1 protein-coding gene is annotated in these 312 nt (G+C 36.9%); it reads right to left on the bottom strand.

Annotated elements, in window-relative coordinates:
• On the bottom strand, positions 1–312 hold a 312-nt coding region (locus tag CBI42_RS11700; RefSeq protein WP_142294153.1), incomplete at both ends, for an LPXTG cell wall anchor domain-containing protein.

Raw genomic sequence — 312 nt, 5'->3', positions numbered from 1 at the left:
GATTAAAACAAAACCAATTAGCATTAAATAATTTGATGATTCTCCTGTCTGTGGCAAATCACCAGAAGCCCGTGTTGGTGTCTGATCAGTTGCACCACTTGTTGATGAGGAACCAGGCACAGATTCGTTTGAATTTTCCGCTGTTGTTGGTAATTGAGAATCATGACTACTACTTGCGTTTTTCTGATCAGGTAATGTTTTATCAGAGGACAACGAATTATCACCATTTTGATTGTTAACAATGTTTTCTACGTTGTTATCACCGTTAGAAACATTATTTTGATTTGTATTACCTGCCGATCCACAAGTTGA

The organism is Streptococcus sp. KR, assembly GCF_002238115.1.
Taxonomy (GTDB): Bacteria; Bacillota; Bacilli; order Lactobacillales; family Streptococcaceae; genus Streptococcus.
The sequence above is the reverse complement of the archived record's forward strand: the minus strand, read 5'-3'. Positions and strand labels throughout refer to the sequence as shown.